The following is a 13,698-nucleotide window of genomic DNA, read 5'->3' on the forward strand; positions in this document are numbered from 1 at the left end:
ATATGTAGTATCACAACTGAAAGGAAAGGATACGATGCTTATCTTAACAATTATTGTTATTATATTTACACTATTCCTCACCGTTGTTATTGGGTTTACGACATATATGATGTTTGCGAAAAGGGCGACGCCGCAAATTTACTATACATCATTTGATTCGATTCCTGCACAGAGTCATGGAGAGTTTTATAAAGGAAATAAATGAAAAAAGTTAGACTGCCGCTTCAGTTGTATAGAACGACAGTCTAACTTTTTTACATATTTGAAATGCCCATAAGTAATAAGCCAAATAGAAAACTAATAAAAGAGATTGATCCGGCACATAACGAAAGAATACGATTGTTTTTCCATTCTTTTATGGAAACAATGCAACCTAAAATACACATAAAGAACCAAGTTGGTAAAAATAAAAATTCACTTATAGAAGGAGGCAACGCATTGTAAAAACCTGTTAACGTTAACACTAAATGTACAATATAGATGGAAACAATAACAAGGGATTGTTTACGCGGCCTCTTTATATATTTGTTCTGTTTTACGGTAGCAAAAATAAAAAATAACGTAAGGAGAACAATAAAAATAATAAATAGCAAGAAAAGTATTGTAAATGACATGAGAAGTACTCCTTTAGAAAATATGATGTAGAAATGATTGTATAATTATAGTAGCGTCTTTGGCAGACTGTTCATGATACGTTTTATTGAAGCGGTTTAAGAAGCCATGTTCCCCTTGAAATTGTTGAATATGAAGCGATGGATTATTTTCGTTTAAATATGTAACAAGAGATGTAACAGAAAAACTTGTCTCTTCTTTTGGGAATAGTAACAAAGCAGGGCAAGCTGGCTTTACGTCTATGTAATCTCTTATACGTGATCCGTAGCAACATATAACGAAATTGACTTCTGTATTTTTACTGCACCGCCATGCAATTGTGGCACCTACGTTAAAACCAACAATGCCAACGTATGTATATTCTTTCTTTAACTCTGTTACGATAGTCTCTATTTTTTCTTTTCCAACATCAAAGCCAACATGTTTCATAAAATAAGAGTATGCTTGTTGTTCTTCTTCATAAGAAAAGGGATGTGTTCTTTGCAGTAAGTTTGGACAAAAGACGTCAATTTGCTGTGAGGAAAACGTTTGAATAACATCGTTCATATAATCATTCACACCATATATTTCGTGAACAGCAATAAGTGCAATTTTAGGTGACATGATTTACATACCTTTTTTCTGAAATCCATATTCTTTTTCAACAACACAAATCTTTGTATGAAACTGCTTATACCATTGCTCTTTCCCTCGTGTTTTCGCCATTGTATGCGCTGCATGGTCTTTCCATTGCTGAATGGCCTCAAGTGATTCCCAGTATGAAACTGTAATACCAAATCCAGCTTCATTTCGGACGCTATCAATGCCGAGATAACCATGTTGTTTCTCAGCTAATAGTGCCATTTCATGTGCAACTTTCTCATAATCTTCTATATCCGATGATAACTGTGAAGTGAAAATAACAGCATAGTAAGGCTTAGATACCATAAACGTCCCCTCCTTGTATATAGTTTATCATGAAGATTTTACTTTTTGTTGTGAAGAAATATTGATAATTTCATTTACCGTATTGAAAGAATGTAGAAACAAAAGAAAAAAGAATATTACATATACATGCTAAAATGAAAATAGGAATAATAGGTTACTAGGGGGAATATGGGTGGATAGGGGATTGATTATAAACGATATAAAAAGTATTGTAAAAATGCATAAAGATGGTGTTCTTGGTGGAGAAGTGATGCCAGAAGATGTTTTACTAGGGGTTGTCCCAGAGAACCAGTTACTTAATGTATTAACGCTAGGAATGTCACTAAATTATCAACGGAATTCATATCAGCTATGGGAAGGGATTGCGAAGGCATGGAGTGATGAGGACGTACGATGGGTATTTAATCTAAGTATTGCGGGGGAAAGTAGGTTAGATGACTTACGCAATGCATTACAGAAGCACCGTATTGCTTTACAGCCAAATCGGCATCCGGAAATTTGGCAGCGTGTCTCAAAAGGAATTGTAAATTCTTCTGAGACACGTGATGTTTTAGGGTTATTAAAATCTGTGCAATTTGATATCAAGAGTTTAAAAGATATCATGCAAAAGACAAGAAAATCAGAGTTCCCGTATCTTTCTGGTCCTAAAATATTTAACTATTGGTTATATGCCATAGAGAGTTACACAAATGTAAAATGGCAATCAAGGCACCTTATTACAATTGCACCCGATACTCATGTGTTACAAGCCACGGTAAAATTAGGTTTATGTTCCTCTGAAGTGTTAGAAGGTACAGCGAATCATCGTCAACTAGTAGCAGATACGTGGGAGCAAGTATTAGAGGGAAGTGACATAGAACCAACTGATATTCACACACCACTTTGGCTATGGAGCCGAGCTGGATTTCCTGATTCTCATTAAGTTGAAATCTGTAACGCTGTAGTTTGTAGGAATCCAATTCCAGCGAACTACAGCTTATTGTTTTTTAGAAGATAAAGAGGTATAGAATAACATATATCGTAACATGTGTAAAAGCATGGGCAATCATCGCATAGTGTAAACCATGTTTCCAATATAGCCAGCCAAAAATGAGTCCGGGAATACTATTAAGAATAAAGCAGCGTATGAGAATAAGAGTATCTAAATGACCAAAGAGCATTGCTGTTGCTGGGAGATGCCCTGCTGCAAATAACAGTGCTGCTCCAATATTGGCAATTATAAATATCCAAACTGGAATATGTTCTTTCGTTTTACTACGAGCAAACAACTTCCATAAAATAAAAACAAGCAGTGACATAACAAACAATCGCATCATAATTTCTTCTAATATACCACCGTAAATTACGGATGTTATGAGATTAAGCGGCGAGAAATTTTCCTTTGTATAAACTGCTGCAACCTCGGGGAGTTGATTAGAAAAAAGAAAATAATCCGGTAAGAAAAGAAGTAGCGCAGCTAGTATGCCGGAAAATAGTGCAGTGAAAATATTACGCTTTGTAAAGGTGAGCTTTTTTAATAGATTTACTTTGCTAGCTAAAATATAACCGAAAAATCCCATGATACCAGCATATAAAAGTCCCACTTGCAAAACTAAAATAAGGATAAATGCTTCTTTTGGCATCTGTGCTATAATTTGATTTCTTATTTCTTCATTGAACATGGACCAACTATTTATGCCAACTAATATACCACCAAGGATTCCAATGGGTAACATCCAAAGTGAAAATTGAAAGGCCTGTTTATAGATGCTTTTCATAGTTATTCACTCCTAATTTGAATTTTAAGGATGAAACGATAGCTTTATATTTTGGCAGTTCTTTTAACATAGAGAGTATTGGATTTTCTACAATTACTTGTAGCATGCTTAGTTTAATTGTTTCTTCATTTCGAACCGTTTTCGAGCCGAGTTTAAATTCCTCAAACCAATCGTCAATTGCATCAAAATAGGAATCGCCATGTAAATTATATAGAGAAAAGTTTAAAGTGCAGATCGATGAATAGTTTTGTAACATATCTAATGCTTTTTCTGGATTTTTTTGGATGCAATATACTTGTGCAGCTGCAAGATATAGCTGCAGCATCATATGTGGATGCAAATGTTGTAGTTGATACGTATGTGCTAAAGTAAATGCCCGGTGTAAAATCTCGTCTGTTTTTTCTTCATTTTCCACATGGAGCATAACGTAAGGCGGTATTCCTGAAATGAGTAACATAAGGTGTTTATACATACTAATTTGCATAGCTTCATTTGCTTTTTTTACATTTCCGATCATTTGATAGGCTTTTGCGATCATTTCATCGTCCGGATAATGGGGGCGAATCGTGTCACCAAGTAATTGTAAAACATCGTGTGGTTTGTGTAGCAATAAAGAACAAGTAGCTTCTAACGATACGGCTTCTTTTGAGAGTGAAATATCTTCACTTTCGATTTTTACCCGGTGGCATAGGTTAACAGCTTCTTCAAGTATGTTTGTCTGTCTTTCGGGAGTTAATGCTAACATGTGATGGTTTGCAAATAGCAATGCCATTTGGAGTAGAAGTGGAAAACAGGAATAGTATTTCTTGACGATGTGCGTACACTCAGTCATTACTTCTTCAAAAGGCTTGTTAGCAAAATCGGTTGCGAGCCGATGATATAACTTTTTTATATCCTCATCAGTCATTTGAGGCGCATATCCAATTAAGTCATCGATGCTCATATTAAAATAGGCAGCCAACTGAGGGAGAAAGGTAATATCCGGATAACTTTGGCCTCGTTCCCATTTTGAAACAGAAGCTTTTGTAACGCCGATATAAGCAGCTAGTTCATCTTGCGTAATTTCTTTTTCTCTACGTTTTGCGATAAGTGTTGTCGCAATGTTAAGTTCTTTCATTATCATCACCTCAGTTTTATTATATGAGGTTTATTGAATACCTACTATGGATTTCCAGTTGACTTTTATTAATAAAATCAACCGTAGAGAAACAATAAAAAGAGCTTGGATATCCAAGCTCTTTTTACAAAACATATCTCACTGCTCCTCTAAGCTATTTACCGGAACCGTTAGTTCACGTGATGGATTCGTTGCATCATATATACGAGCTGTTTCATTTTGTTCATCAATATGTTGAATCATAACGGGCATACCTTGAAACGTAACGTTTACAGTTTCCATTGATTGTGAAATTTCTTTTGCACGCTGAACGTTCATATACATTCCTCCCATCTATATATATTTTGCACGGAGGGAGGAATAATATACCATTTACATGTTTTTTATGTTTTGTAACGTTTCTTCAACGAAAGAAACAAACATTGGTACGTGATACTCTTGAATAGCCTCTTGTGCTGCTTGTGCTTCGTGTAATGCCTGCTCTTTATTACTGAGTGCCATATAACATAACGCTCGGTAGGCCCCGGCAGTTAAAATCCAAGCTTTGTCTACTGGATGACCGGCATAGGTTGGCATTGTGACGTTATGCAGTGCTTCTAACGCTTCTTCATACCTTTGAAGTCCATAAAGTGCTTTTCCTTTTTCGAGATAATAATAGCCTTCTCCGCCTTCAATATCGTATTGTTGATAGGCCTCTACATATTGTAGTGCTTTTGTATACTGCTTTGTCATGGAGTTATGAAAATATGCTCTTAATATATCAAGAACAGCAATTGATAGTGTGTCTTCTATAAATACGGCGAATTGTTCCGCTTTTTTTAAGTAATATAAATAACCTTCTTTATCATTAAAGAAAACAGCTTGATGAGACAAAATGCGATATAGTTCATCTGTTCGGTAATACACTTGTTTCTCTTTTGAAAAAGCAAGGGATTGTAAAATAATTGTTTGGCATTTTTCATAATCGCCTGTTGCTAAAAATACGACTGCTTCGTATAGCAATAACTGAATTTGTAAAATGGTATCAAGTTCAAACTGCTGCTTATATTGATCACGAATGGAATGGATAAGTTGCAAGCTTTCCTTATATTGTTTTTTATAAAATAATGCGAGTACAAGTGACATTTCTGTTTCTGTACCTTCTTGATGTAAAGAATATTTTTTAAAGATAGATACCGCCTTTTCAACATATATACGTACATCATACTCTTTTTGAAAGAGAGAAGCCTGGATGTATAAGTGATATATACGAGCAGTATGAAGTGTTGCTGGTAATTCATGCTGGACAGTAGAATGTAACGTTTCATACACTTTTTTATATTCTCGTTTTTGGATGAGTTGCTTCATTTCATGTACAAGAGAAGCAAGCTCGCTATCTTCCTCTTCTAATAAAAAGCTCGGTTCACAGCCGAGTTTATCAGCTATATATTGCAATGTCTTCATCGACGGAGTTGCTTTCCCATTTTCAATTTGGCTCAGCATACTTTTTGTTAGCTCTTCTCCAGCAAGTGTGGATTGTGTCAGTTTCTTTTCTTTTCGCAATGTGCGAATCTTTTCGCCAAGTGTTGTCATCGTTATCGCTCCTATATAAAGTGAAACTTCACTCAGGGGGGCATCCCCCACTGAATGTTAGTTGAACTAATCAGGCATTTACGGGCTGTTTATCTTTCACCTAAACTTCTTTGCTCCCTTAAGTTTTGAGGCGGGGTTCTTATAGGCCGTTAATGCGGAGAAAAACAAAAAGTTAAATACAATTAAACTTTTTGTTGTCGATCTTGGAAAATAAAGTATATAATAAGTTTAACACAATTTAACTTTTAAAGGGAGAGGGAGAAGATGAATACGGTAACAAATGATCCAAGATTAAAAATTGCAAGCCGAAATATTGTCCTGATGATGATTGGAAAGTTAAGTTCGTTACTTGGAGCGAGCATATATACGTTTGCGATGGGGCTTTACGTATTAAAAACAACTGGTTCAGCAACAAGTTTTGCGATTACGCTTGTGTGTGGGTCCATTCCACGTATGTTATGTGGACCAATTGCAGGGGCGGTAGCTGATCGTGTGAACCGGAGAGCACTTGTTATTGGAGCTGATATTTTAAGTGCCCTCATTATGTTTACGATGTTTATTCTTTCTACTACATTTAGCATCTCATTATTATTCATCTATGTTTCTGCAGCCTTGTTATCAATTTGTGCTAGTTTTTATAGTGTAGCATTTACATCATCGATTCCAAGTTTAGTTAACGGAGAGCGTATCCAGCAGGCAAGCGCTTTAAATCAAACGGCGTCTTCACTTGCGACGTTATTAGGACCAATTATTGGTGGTGTTGTGTACGGTTTTCTTTCCACTGAATTCTTTTTCTTATTAAATGGAATTGCTTTTTCGTTAGCAGTTGTCGTTCAATTGTTTATTGTTTTTAGTTTATATGAAGGGGAGCAGCAAGAAGGAAAAGCACCATTTTTAACGAGTATTAAAGATGGATTTACGTATATTAAAAGTCAACAAAATATTTATATGGTAATAAAAATTGCATTTTGGTTAAATTTCTTTGGGGCATCTGTTGCGGTTATCCTTCCTTATATTATCGTACAAGAATTACATTTATCTGGAACAAAATTAGGGATAATAGAGGGTATGTTTGCAGGGGGAATGATTGTGGCCTCAGTCATTTTATCTGCTCGTAAAGAGGTAACTGATAAAATTGGGCTGATGCGCAATAGTTTATTTACTTGGTCTGGATTGTTATTTATGATGGCACTGCCTTTATTTTTATCATTCTCAAAAACAATGATTTTTATTTATTATATCGGGTTGATGCTTTTAAATGGAATGACACTTATCTTCGTTAACGTACCAATGCAAGTGTTTGTCCAAAAATCCGTACCTCCGCATTATTTAGGTCGTGTATTTGGCTTGTTAGAAACAGTTGCAACTGCAATTATGCCACTTGGGACAATTTTGTATGGGATTTTATTAGATTATGTTCCAGCTTCTACAGTTATCATTCTCTCGGGAATAGGGGTGCTTACCGTTGTTGGAGTAGGAACAAGGAAGTGGGGGAAAACACAACAAGTGAACGCGTCTGCTTAGTGAAAAATTATAGTACAATATGAAAAAGAGTAACCTATATAGGTTACTCTTTTGTATTTAAATGTTATAATATACAAGTTATGTAAAGGGAGGGAGAATATGAGTGTAATGAAGAAATTCAGCTTTCTTTGTGTAGGAATTGTCACTTTTATGATAGGAGCAACTACTATATTGCAAGCGAAGACAGATTCTGACTATATACTTGATTATATAGACAAATGCGAAGCAGATAAAACATGTTCATTACTTGTTCAACAAAATGGGGAAATACTATATGAAGTGAATCAATATGAAAAATTACCACTAGCAAGTATGGCGAAACTTGTAATTGCAGTAGAATTTGCAAAACAAGTATCAGAGGGGAAAATACAACGAGAAGAACAAGTTCCATTACAAGAGCTAGAAAAATATTATATAAAGGGAACAGATGGAGAAGCGCACCCTTCCTGGCTTACATATATAAAAGAAAATGGGCTTGTTCAACATGAACAAGTGGCACTTGAAGAAGTTGCAAAGGGAATGATTCATTTTAGTTCAAATGCAAATACAACATATTTGCAAGAACGATTAGGATTTAAACGGTTAAATGAAAGTTTACAAGAGTTAGGATTACAGCAACACGATTTGTTTTCTCCATTTACATCAGCTTTATATATGAGAGGCTATGTAGAGAAAGAGCTTAAAATTGATGAAAAGCAGTCATTAAAGACTTTGCGAGATATGTCACCAGCTGAGTATCGAAATCATGTGTTTCAAATACATGAATGGATGAAAGATGAAGAAGAATGGAAAAAACGCAATATTCCGTTAAAAATTGATATGGATTTTCAGCGCATTTGGTCAGATCGCTTAATGGCTGCAACTGCAAAGGACTATCAACATCTATTAGCACAGATAAATAGTAGAACAGTATTCTCACAAAAAATGTATGATGAACTTGATAATATTTTTGAAGGAACAGTTTTAGCAGAACATTACGAGTATGCAGGACAAAAAGGTGGTTCAACTGCATTTGTGCTTACAAATAGTTTTTATGGAACGGATAAAGACGGAAATAAAATAGAAGTTGTTTATATGTTTAATAATTTAAATGATAAAGATATGGAAAAGATTACAGAAGAAATCGATCCATTTATAGGGGAAGTATTAACAAATAAAGAATTTCGAAATTCATTGTAATGATATTATGTAAACAACTGCTGTGGAGGAAACTTCACAGCAGTTCGTTTATACTGTAAAGTTAATTATTAGAATAATTAGAAAAAATGAGGTGTAACGATGACGACTATATATTTTGTAAGACATGCACATTCTACATATACGAAAGATGAAAGAGAGCGTCCTTTATCTGAAAAAGGATGGAAAGATGCAATGGCCGTTACGGATTTATTTAAAACGGAAGACATTGATATTGTATTATCTAGTCCTTACAAAAGAGCGATTCAAACTGTTGAAGGAATCGCAGCGCATTTTCAGTTTCCTATTTTAGTAGAGGAAGATTTAAGAGAGAGACTTTTAAGCGTAGAGCCACTTGAAAATTTTCAGGAAGGAATGATGGAAGTTTGGGGAAATCCTATGTTTTCATTTCCAGGCGGAGAATCCAATGAGGTAGCGCAAAAACGCGGCGTCACTTGTATGAAACAAATATTAGAGAAGTATGAAGGAAAAAGTGTTGTCATTGGAACACATGGAAATATTATGGTGCTCATTATGAATTATTTTGATGAAAAGTATGATATGTCATTTTGGAAAGAGCTAGAGATGCCGGATGTATATAAATTAACATTCAGTAATAAGAAGTTACAGACGGTAATAAAAATGGAATATATGAAAAGTTTGTGAAGAATGACCATATTTGCAGGAAAGAATAAAGGGTGTAGCGAAGTATGAGCAGAGCTACATAATTTTTTTATAAAGGGGGTTCTCTAATATGTTCGAAAGAGAAAAAGATATTCCAGAAGGACTAGTTGAAGAGCACAATGTGTACGAAACAATTCCAGCAGATGGAACAATAATTGGGATGGCAACGAAAGAAGAAATGAAAATCGCAGCAGAACTAGAAGCGCAGCACCATGCATATAATCGCTTAATGGATGCGAATGTTCAATTAGATGGCACCTCCTATCAAACATTACTGCAAGAATTTGAGCAGTATGAGAAAAAATCGATGGAGTTTTGGAGAGGTCTTCATAAGCGTTTGCTCATACCGTGGGCGTGGGAACTTCGTATTGATGTCGCAAATGGACCGATTTACGTAAGCAACGATATCGGTTATGAGCTTGAAGAAGATACACATTAAAAAAATAGAGATGGCACACCAATTTTGAATCGTTGGTGTGCTTTTTAGTATAGAAAGGTTGGATAATAGTATGCTACATATGAAAATAGAAACTGACTATTTTACAGTAAAACAGCTTGCTGATGGCGTATATGCAGCGATTGCAAAGAGTGGTGAAGGAGCATGGAGTAACGCTGGAATTATTGATTTAGGAGAAGACTTGCTCATCTTTGATACGTTTAGCACACCAACAGCGGCAATGGAACTGAGAAAGCAGGCAGAAAAGATAACTGGAAAGCTAGTAAAGTATGTTGTAAATAGTCACTATCATGGTGATCACGTTTTTGGTAATCAAGTATTTGAAGATGTAACGATTATCTCTACAGAACTGACTCATAAATGGTGTAAAGAGAAGAATGTGATTGATGATGTGGAGAAAGAACAAGCGGAAATGTCTCAATATCTACAAGCTTTGAGAAACAAAATAGAGAATACAAACAATGATATTTTACGAGAGAGTTTGCGTCAGCAATATGGAGAAATGTCTAAAATACTAGCAGATTTACCACGTTTAAAAATAGTGTTACCATCACTTATTTTTGAAGAGTATTATGTTATTCGTGGCTCAAAACGAACAGTAGAACTACATTGCTTCGGAGGTGGGCATACGATAAGTGATACATTTTTATATATACCTGAAGATAAAATTGCATTTATGGGTGATATTGTAACAGATGAGTTACACGTGCCGATTTATAATCCGGAGCAGTTTGTACATATTTTAAGAGAAGTGAACAACATGGATATTACAACAATTGTACCAGGTCATGGGGAAGTAGGAACGTTGCAGTTATGTACGATATTAGAGAACTATATTTCATTTTTAATCGAAGAAGCGAAAAGAGCACATGCTAGCTCATTGACTTTAGATGAGTTTATTTCTAGATTTCATGTACCTACAGAATATATGAATTGGAAAGGTGTAAATGGAGTGAAAGGAAACCTTACTACAGTATACAAATTCATTAGCGGGTAAACATCACCCGCTAATGGAAGAAAGTGTTTCTATGAGAAAATCAGGACGATCTTGTTCAATAGAGTGTCCGGCCCTTTCAGCAATCATTTTTTTGCTATTTGTTGAAAGTGTAGTTTGTTCTTCGATAAGCTCTTGCCATAACGTTTCAAGTAGTGTTGCTTCTTCAAGTGGCATACCGTTTTTGGTCATTTGCTGAATTGAATAGTTAGCATCGCGCCCAATTACAAGCAGTGGCACATGTAACAGTTTACAATCTTTTTTTAGTTGAAGAGCACATTGCTTCCAGTTTGTCATTTCTGAAAGAACTGCCTTATATAACGTTGGTGAAGTGGAAAAGTGTAAGCAGTGCCTTTGTATTTCTTTTGGTAGTCTACTATGACGAGATGATAATGTAGGTTGTAATATGTGCTGTAATTCATTCTGCGTCATAGCGGCATAATCACGATATGTTTGTAACCATTTTTCATCAGAATCTGTTTCATCTGATATCGGTAAATGCAAGTCATCTAAACGATGAAGATTCATAGATGTAGAGTCGATGAGTACTAAATTCTCCAGTTTATGAGGATAGTTTATAGCAAATTGTTGCGCGCATAAGCCTCCGTAGGAATGACCTGCTAACGTAATCGGTTCCTTAATATGTAACACATGTAACAGTTCAGCTAGCTCTTCAGCTGCTTGTTTTGTTGTACGTGCTTCTTTGCTATACAAACTTGCTCCATATCCTGGTCGATGAAATAATACAACTTTGTAATTAGTAGAAAGTTGTTCCGCGATTGGAATCCAATCATAAAACGAGCAAGACATCCCTGTTTGAATAACAAGCGTTTTTTGACCGTTTCCGGTTATGTATACCTCTATTTCTTTTTTAAACACGTTTACGAACGTATGCAAAATGTTTCCTCCTTACGATTGAAGTACTCTTTGAAAAGCAAGTGCAATGCACCATACACCAACTCCAAATAAAATAGAAGTGCTAAGAGAGAAAGAATGGCGCAAGCCCATATATACGATAAATAATAGTAAAGCCGAAGCAGGGAATCCATATAAGACTCCTAATGCAAATTGACTTAACTGTTGCTTCGTCCCGCCTTCAACAGAAATCCAAAATAAACTAAGTAAACTTACGAGTGGAAGAGCAGCGATAAAACCACCAAGTGTACTCGTATGTTTGGCAATTTCAGTAACAATGCCAATAATTAGTGCGGAGACAACTACCTTAACGAGGAAAAACATGTTTTGCCTCCTTTGCAAGTAGTTCAAATGCCGATGAAATTAATTGTTGCTCTTCTTCTGAAAAACAGGATTGTAATGTAGCCAACTTCTCAGCATCAAGTAATGTATGTTTTGTTAATACTTCTAGTCCTGCTGTTGTTAACGTCACAACAACGATACGTTCATCTTGTTTACTACGTTCCTTCATAATGAGTTTCTTTTGAATAAGACGCTTTACATGCTCAGAAGCAGTATTTGGAGAAAGCCTAAGTGCTTCTGCAATTTGCCCAATCGTTAAACCGTTTTCCCTTGCAATCATTTGTAAAATACGAATTGATTGGTGAGATAAGTTTGTTTCATATTCATAGCGTAGGTGGTAGTAAATTATTTCCCAATGTTTGTTTAGTTGTTTCATTTGTAATCTCCTTTTTTATTTATATCGTATAATACGATATATTCGTCTCGAGAGAATTAAATTCCTTTTTAATCAGAAAATTTTTTCAAAAGAACATAAACGTACGTAAGTAGTGGAACTTAGAAGTTATAATGATAATAGAGAGAGTGAAGGGGGATATGGTATGAAAATACATGAGCAACAATTTCAGGTGAATGAACTCTGTTATACAATTAGATCAGCCGTGCAAAAAGACGCAAAGGAACTGTCTGAAATTCGGTTGCAAATTGATGGAGAAACGGAAAATCTGGATAGAGAAAAAGGAGAAGCTTTTATTGATGTACACGGTTTTGAACAATTAATAAAAGTAGATACAGAGAGTGAAAGAAACTTATTTTTAGTTGCTGTAGTTGATGATAAAATTGTTGGATTCTCACGATGTGAAGGGAATGTATTAAAACGCTTTGCTCATAAAGTAGGGTTTGGCGTTGCTGTATTAAAAGATTATTGGGGATATGGTATGGGGAAAAATCTTTTACAGCAATCGATTAGTTGGGCAGATTCGAACGGAATTAAAAAAATGACTCTGCAAGTGCTGGAAAAAAATAAAAAAGCAATTTATCTGTATGAAACATTAGGGTTTAAAACAGAAGGCATTTTAGAAAATGATAAAATGCTTTCTGATGGCCGATATTATCATACGGTTGCGATGGGAAGATTTAATGATGTATAACACTCATCCATACTTTTGAAGAAAGCGTATTACGTCTTTCTTCTTTTTTTGTCATGTTTTTTATTTAAATATCATACACATATATAATGTGGCCACAAAACGTCCGGATGGAAAAATGGAAGTATATCACTTTACTTACAGAATATTCTGTTTTATAATAGTAAATGAAAATGAGAATATTCTCATTTTCATTTATTTTTGAAAGGAGTGTTGTGTTGAATGGGGAATCGTCTCCGTTTTGCTGTTGAGGAGAGAAAAAAGCAGCTTATCGATAAATTAATTCGTGCGGGTATTTATAAAGTACCAGGAAAACAATTGTACGAACTCTCTTTAAGTGAATTAGAAAGGGAGCTTGAGAATATAAAAGAGTGTGTGAAAGCATAAATCTTGAGCATAGATGATTCATTATGCCTTAAAGCAAACAAGAATGTAGAGCTTGCTTGCTTTAAGGTTTTTTTGCGTTTACCACACATTAACAGCCTGTGAGAGCCCTATTCGTTTAACTAATAATTCTACTGCGTAAAGTTTTATTT

General features: G+C 35.2%; 19 protein-coding genes. 9 read left to right on the forward strand and 10 right to left on the reverse strand.

Annotated elements, in window-relative coordinates; genetic code table 11:
- Positions 1-34: 34 nt before the first annotated feature.
- A complete protein-coding gene (locus BAMA_RS23810; RefSeq protein WP_084157895.1) occupies positions 35-205 on the forward strand; it encodes a DUF3951 domain-containing protein in 171 nt (56 codons plus the stop codon).
- Between the two features lie 49 nt (positions 206-254).
- Here BAMA_RS23810 and BAMA_RS05575 read toward each other — a convergent pair whose 3' ends face one another.
- Genes BAMA_RS05575 through BAMA_RS05585 form a run of 3 tightly spaced genes read right to left on the reverse strand, consistent with a single transcriptional unit; the run spans position 255 to position 1,539 of the window.
- Positions 255-614, reverse strand: a complete 360-nt coding sequence (locus BAMA_RS05575; protein ID WP_034636962.1) for a hypothetical protein — start codon at positions 612-614, stop codon at positions 255-257.
- A gap of 13 nt (positions 615-627) precedes the next feature.
- The gene (locus tag BAMA_RS05580) at positions 628-1,215 is read right to left on the reverse strand and encodes a dienelactone hydrolase family protein (protein WP_034636964.1); all 588 of its coding nucleotides are present in this window, start codon (positions 1,213-1,215) and stop codon (positions 628-630) included.
- 3 nt (positions 1,216-1,218) lie between these two features.
- A complete protein-coding gene (locus BAMA_RS05585) occupies positions 1,219-1,539 on the reverse strand; it encodes an antibiotic biosynthesis monooxygenase family protein (RefSeq protein WP_034636966.1) in 321 nt (106 codons plus the stop codon).
- Positions 1,540-1,711: 172 nt separating this feature from the next.
- Here BAMA_RS05585 and BAMA_RS05590 point away from each other — a divergent pair, with 172 nt between their 5' ends.
- Positions 1,712-2,461 (forward strand): hypothetical protein, encoded by a 750-nt coding sequence (locus tag BAMA_RS05590; protein WP_034636967.1) that lies wholly within the window; start codon positions 1,712-1,714, stop codon positions 2,459-2,461.
- Between the two features lie 64 nt (positions 2,462-2,525).
- On the opposite strand, the gene BAMA_RS05595 is transcribed toward BAMA_RS05590, so the two are convergent.
- From BAMA_RS05595 to BAMA_RS05610, 4 genes are all read right to left on the reverse strand, one after another.
- A complete protein-coding gene (locus tag BAMA_RS05595; protein WP_084157897.1) occupies positions 2,526-3,296 on the reverse strand; it encodes a CPBP family glutamic-type intramembrane protease in 771 nt (256 codons plus the stop codon).
- Positions 3,280-4,413, reverse strand: a complete 1,134-nt coding sequence (locus BAMA_RS05600) for a helix-turn-helix domain-containing protein (protein ID WP_034636968.1) — start codon at positions 4,411-4,413, stop codon at positions 3,280-3,282. The genes BAMA_RS05595 and BAMA_RS05600 overlap by 17 nt, the downstream gene beginning before the upstream one ends.
- A gap of 138 nt (positions 4,414-4,551) precedes the next feature.
- Positions 4,552-4,731, reverse strand: a complete 180-nt coding sequence (locus BAMA_RS05605; RefSeq protein ID WP_034636970.1) for an H-type small acid-soluble spore protein — start codon at positions 4,729-4,731, stop codon at positions 4,552-4,554.
- Between the two features lie 54 nt (positions 4,732-4,785).
- Positions 4,786-5,985: a helix-turn-helix domain-containing protein gene (locus tag BAMA_RS05610; protein ID WP_034636971.1), complete on the reverse strand. Its 1,200-nt coding sequence runs from the start codon at positions 5,983-5,985 to the stop codon at positions 4,786-4,788.
- 264 nt (positions 5,986-6,249) lie between these two features.
- Here BAMA_RS05610 and BAMA_RS05615 point away from each other — a divergent pair, with 264 nt between their 5' ends.
- The 5 genes from BAMA_RS05615 to BAMA_RS05635 all read left to right on the forward strand — a co-directional run bounded on the left by BAMA_RS05615 (position 6,250) and on the right by BAMA_RS05635 (position 10,823).
- On the forward strand, positions 6,250-7,509 hold the full coding sequence (locus BAMA_RS05615) for an MFS transporter (protein ID WP_034636972.1): 1,260 nt from the start codon (positions 6,250-6,252) through the stop codon (positions 7,507-7,509).
- A gap of 99 nt (positions 7,510-7,608) precedes the next feature.
- The gene (locus BAMA_RS05620; RefSeq protein ID WP_034636975.1) at positions 7,609-8,688 is read left to right on the forward strand and encodes a serine hydrolase; all 1,080 of its coding nucleotides are present in this window, start codon (positions 7,609-7,611) and stop codon (positions 8,686-8,688) included.
- 99 nt (positions 8,689-8,787) lie between these two features.
- Complete coding sequence (locus tag BAMA_RS05625; protein ID WP_034636985.1) at positions 8,788-9,351, forward strand: histidine phosphatase family protein; 564 nt, start codon at positions 8,788-8,790, stop codon at positions 9,349-9,351.
- Positions 9,352-9,439: 88 nt separating this feature from the next.
- Positions 9,440-9,808, forward strand: coding sequence for a hypothetical protein (locus BAMA_RS05630; protein WP_034636989.1), 369 nt, complete (start codon positions 9,440-9,442; stop codon positions 9,806-9,808).
- 70 nt (positions 9,809-9,878) lie between these two features.
- Positions 9,879-10,823, forward strand: a complete 945-nt coding sequence (locus BAMA_RS05635; RefSeq protein WP_034636990.1) for an MBL fold metallo-hydrolase — start codon at positions 9,879-9,881, stop codon at positions 10,821-10,823.
- Between the two features lie 3 nt (positions 10,824-10,826).
- Here the strand turns inward: BAMA_RS05635 and BAMA_RS05640 are convergent, their stop codons facing one another.
- The 3 genes from BAMA_RS05640 to BAMA_RS05650 are packed head-to-tail and all read right to left on the reverse strand — an operon-like array spanning position 10,827 to position 12,453.
- On the reverse strand, positions 10,827-11,717 hold the full coding sequence (locus tag BAMA_RS05640; protein WP_034636991.1) for an alpha/beta fold hydrolase: 891 nt from the start codon (positions 11,715-11,717) through the stop codon (positions 10,827-10,829).
- Between the two features lie 12 nt (positions 11,718-11,729).
- The gene (locus BAMA_RS05645; protein ID WP_034636992.1) at positions 11,730-12,059 is read right to left on the reverse strand and encodes a DUF3147 family protein; all 330 of its coding nucleotides are present in this window, start codon (positions 12,057-12,059) and stop codon (positions 11,730-11,732) included.
- The gene (locus BAMA_RS05650; RefSeq protein WP_034636994.1) at positions 12,043-12,453 is read right to left on the reverse strand and encodes a MarR family winged helix-turn-helix transcriptional regulator; all 411 of its coding nucleotides are present in this window, start codon (positions 12,451-12,453) and stop codon (positions 12,043-12,045) included. The genes BAMA_RS05645 and BAMA_RS05650 overlap by 17 nt, the downstream gene beginning before the upstream one ends.
- A 163-nt stretch (positions 12,454-12,616) precedes the next feature.
- Here BAMA_RS05650 and BAMA_RS05655 point away from each other — a divergent pair, with 163 nt between their 5' ends.
- Together BAMA_RS05655 and BAMA_RS05660 are read left to right on the forward strand one after the other, a co-directional pair.
- Positions 12,617-13,165, forward strand: a complete 549-nt coding sequence (locus BAMA_RS05655) for a GNAT family N-acetyltransferase (protein WP_034636996.1) — start codon at positions 12,617-12,619, stop codon at positions 13,163-13,165.
- A gap of 219 nt (positions 13,166-13,384) precedes the next feature.
- Positions 13,385-13,549, forward strand: coding sequence for a Fur-regulated basic protein FbpA (locus BAMA_RS05660; RefSeq protein ID WP_034636998.1), 165 nt, complete (start codon positions 13,385-13,387; stop codon positions 13,547-13,549).
- Positions 13,550-13,698: the final 149 nt, after the last annotated feature.

The organism is Bacillus manliponensis (assembly GCF_000712595.1).
Classification (GTDB): domain Bacteria; phylum Bacillota; class Bacilli; order Bacillales; family Bacillaceae_G; genus Bacillus_A; species Bacillus_A manliponensis.

Bases quoted from the DNA above. Each gene is read 5' to 3' on its own strand.
- BAMA_RS05595 (WP_084157897.1), bottom strand. From the start codon at position 3,296: ATGAAAAGCATCTATAAACAGGCCTTTCAATTTTCACTTTGGATGTTA.
- BAMA_RS05610 (WP_034636971.1), bottom strand. From the start codon at position 5,985: ATGACAACACTTGGCGAAAAGATTCGCACATTGCGAAAAGAAAAGAAA.
- BAMA_RS05650 (WP_034636994.1), bottom strand. From the start codon at position 12,453: ATGAAACAACTAAACAAACATTGGGAAATAATTTACTACCACCTACGC.
- BAMA_RS05645 (WP_034636992.1), bottom strand. From the start codon at position 12,059: ATGTTTTTCCTCGTTAAGGTAGTTGTCTCCGCACTAATTATTGGCATT.
- BAMA_RS23810 (WP_084157895.1), top strand. From the start codon at position 35: ATGCTTATCTTAACAATTATTGTTATTATATTTACACTATTCCTCACC.
- BAMA_RS05605 (WP_034636970.1), bottom strand. From the start codon at position 4,731: ATGAACGTTCAGCGTGCAAAAGAAATTTCACAATCAATGGAAACTGTA.
- BAMA_RS05620 (WP_034636975.1), top strand. From the start codon at position 7,609: ATGAGTGTAATGAAGAAATTCAGCTTTCTTTGTGTAGGAATTGTCACT.
- BAMA_RS05655 (WP_034636996.1), top strand. From the start codon at position 12,617: ATGAAAATACATGAGCAACAATTTCAGGTGAATGAACTCTGTTATACA.
- BAMA_RS05625 (WP_034636985.1), top strand. From the start codon at position 8,788: ATGACGACTATATATTTTGTAAGACATGCACATTCTACATATACGAAA.
- BAMA_RS05615 (WP_034636972.1), top strand. From the start codon at position 6,250: ATGAATACGGTAACAAATGATCCAAGATTAAAAATTGCAAGCCGAAAT.
- BAMA_RS05600 (WP_034636968.1), bottom strand. From the start codon at position 4,413: ATGAAAGAACTTAACATTGCGACAACACTTATCGCAAAACGTAGAGAA.
- BAMA_RS05660 (WP_034636998.1), top strand. From the start codon at position 13,385: ATGGGGAATCGTCTCCGTTTTGCTGTTGAGGAGAGAAAAAAGCAGCTT.
- BAMA_RS05630 (WP_034636989.1), top strand. From the start codon at position 9,440: ATGTTCGAAAGAGAAAAAGATATTCCAGAAGGACTAGTTGAAGAGCAC.
- BAMA_RS05585 (WP_034636966.1), bottom strand. From the start codon at position 1,539: ATGGTATCTAAGCCTTACTATGCTGTTATTTTCACTTCACAGTTATCA.
- BAMA_RS05635 (WP_034636990.1), top strand. From the start codon at position 9,879: ATGCTACATATGAAAATAGAAACTGACTATTTTACAGTAAAACAGCTT.
- BAMA_RS05580 (WP_034636964.1), bottom strand. From the start codon at position 1,215: ATGTCACCTAAAATTGCACTTATTGCTGTTCACGAAATATATGGTGTG.
- BAMA_RS05575 (WP_034636962.1), bottom strand. From the start codon at position 614: ATGTCATTTACAATACTTTTCTTGCTATTTATTATTTTTATTGTTCTC.